Source organism: Staphylococcus sp. HMSC65H10 (assembly GCF_001839185.1).
Lineage (GTDB): Bacteria > Bacillota > Bacilli > Staphylococcales > Staphylococcaceae > Staphylococcus > Staphylococcus simulans.
The window spans coordinates 1-2,567 of the sequence record NZ_KV840294.1 but is presented as its reverse complement, the minus strand read 5'-3'; the positions used below and the strand labels follow the sequence as shown (position 1 = coordinate 2,567).

The window sequence follows — 2,567 nt, the reverse complement described above, 5'->3', positions numbered from 1 at the left end:
GGTGTCGAAGGTTTATGTCTCGTTCTCGCAACACATATGCAAGACTTTTAGCATATTAATGTAGTTAGTAATTTTTCGTTTATCATAGTTATTATTAATACATTATGTTTTGTCTTTTTAAATTTACACCGTATTATTTCTAAATAGATTTCAGTGTCTTTACTCTCAGCTTTCTATTACATACTATTTTTGTTTTATCTTAAGATGTTTATCAAAAAAGGTTTTACACATGATTCAGAAAGTTATTTTTGTACACTTAAGCATACAATTTTGTCTAATATAAAGATAAAATAAACGTTTAGGAATTTTAAACAATCACTTGAGAAGTTTTAAACTATAAATCAAAAGAATCTTGTATAATTTAGATAGTGATAGCAAAAGAACATGAGACTAATACCGGTGATTGATAATATCACTGATTTATCATGAAACTCATTGTTGTTTTAGCTTAACTTAAAATTGAATAATTGATATGTAAGGAGGGGAATTTTTATGGCAGGTATTGTAGATACTATTGGTCAAGCAATTCAATCAGGCCTAAACCAAGATTGGGTAACTATGGGTACTAATATTGCTAAAGCATTAGCTCAAGGTATTGATGTTATTTCTGGTTTCATTGGTTAACATAAAGAATTAAAACAGCTTCAATAATTTAATTATTGAAGCTGTTTTAATTCTTTATGTTTAGATTCTCTAAAAGATAACTAAAAGTACTTCTTCATCTCTTACAATAGTGAAGAGGAACAGTAGCCCATTAAGTTTAAACATAGTGGGAACTTCTTTTATAAATTAATATATCATGATCACTTATTTATTCTTTCGCTTGTTTACAGCAATAAAATACAATTAAGTGACTTTTTGAACGATTCAAAAAATAAAATATACTATTACAACTACAAATATCACAACTATTTTTTAGAAAAATTTACTTCCTAAAAAAGTTATTACATTACGTAAATACTTAATAATTTACCTATACTTATAATTATTTTTACTCGAATGATTGTAGGGTATATACGTTTTATAATTTTTTAGATTTCTTTGAAGTGGTAAACATATGAAACGCCATCTTTCTTTTTAACTAATAACTTTTCCTGTATTAGTTCCTGACAAATGTTTTCTATTGTATTATAAGTACCGCCAAACTCATTCATTATTCCAGTTAGTGTGTATTTTATATAGTTTTCATTTAAGTTGTTTTGTTCATTGAAAAAATAACTATAGAAGAGCTTCGCTCCATTACTTAAATGACTGTATTGTCCATTTATTAAAGCGTTATGAATGGATACTTTCTCCTGATTTACTGGTATGTTTAGATGTACTTTAGAATAATAAGTATATTCAATAAGTTTATGCTTTTTTAGTATCCGTTTACTTTGTCTAAAAGTTTCTCGACTTATATTAGCTAAATGAATAATCTGATTTTGGTTTATTGATAATTTGTCATGAACATTCATAAATGAATACATCAATGCCAATATATATTTTTGATTGGCCTTAACTTTTTTATAGTCTTCGCCATTTATTATTTCTTTGAAAATGAAGTAGTCTCTATCCATCTTTATCTCTCTCCACAGTATAGAATAATTTTATTTTTTGGTTTTTATTGATCGATTTTAAAAATCGCTCATCTTCATTTTTTTATAATAAATACTCCGAATTTTCGAACTCTTATTTATATGATAGTTAACATTTGTATTACTATGTATTGAGATGAGAAGAAAATCAAATAAAAAGCAACCTGAATATCTAAATGGATTTCCGATTTCAGTTTTGGTAGGAATAATCACTTATATTACTAATTGTAAAAATCATAGCTACTTTATATATAGTGGGTAATTATATCATTATTCTACCATAACATGGATTAAAGGTTAAAGGTAACATTGAAACACAAATAGTAAGCTTTTTGAATTTAATTGATACATAATTCGACTTAAATTGTACTCATTACTTTGTTTAAATCCTTACAAAATATCTAAAGACTTATGATTGTTTTATTCTTATGTACGCTACTTAATTTAGAAACCTTCTAACTATGATAAGTTTAGTAAGTTGTAATTTTAAAGTTAGTCGAAAGTATAGCTCTAAAATTGTCAAATTCTCATAAATAATTATGTTATTCTTTTTAAGATTTTTATACTGGTGTTCATTACTTCGATAGAATCGTTAGAATACTTTTGGGAAATTCAGTGCATTTTTTATTTTCAGAAGGAAAGCTTTGAACTCTTTTTTGTTAATATTTAATCAAACAAAAAATTCTGTTAATGATAATTGATTGATGGGTGAAACGAAAGTTATGTGGTTATAAATGGAAGTGAATTTTTACAAACAAGAATAAATACGAGGAACAAATAGATTTAATGTTTAAAAATACTATTTGAGTTTGGTATGATTATCGATAGAAACATAATAATTACTGTTTTCGATTTTAACTCAACATTTTTAACACAAAAGCAAACTATTGTGTTAAAGTTTCTTGATTTACCTCAAGTATCTGAATACATATGCTTGAGGTTTTTTGTGTGCGCTCGGCATGAGTGGAAAGTGGTTAATCTTACCCGAGG

Annotated in this window: 2 protein-coding genes; one reads left to right on the top strand and one right to left on the bottom strand. The window is 26.0% G+C overall.

What is annotated here, in order from left to right; all coding sequences use genetic code 11:
* Positions 1 to 492: 492 nt before the first annotated feature.
* Complete coding sequence (locus HMPREF3270_RS00060) at positions 493 to 624, top strand: beta-class phenol-soluble modulin (RefSeq protein WP_070848062.1); 132 nt, start codon at positions 493 to 495, stop codon at positions 622 to 624.
* A 407-nt stretch (positions 625 to 1,031) separates the two neighbouring features.
* Here HMPREF3270_RS00060 and HMPREF3270_RS00055 read toward each other — a convergent pair whose 3' ends face one another.
* Complete coding sequence (locus tag HMPREF3270_RS00055) at positions 1,032 to 1,559, bottom strand: hypothetical protein (protein WP_060804194.1); 528 nt, start codon at positions 1,557 to 1,559, stop codon at positions 1,032 to 1,034.
* Positions 1,560 to 2,567: the final 1,008 nt, after the last annotated feature.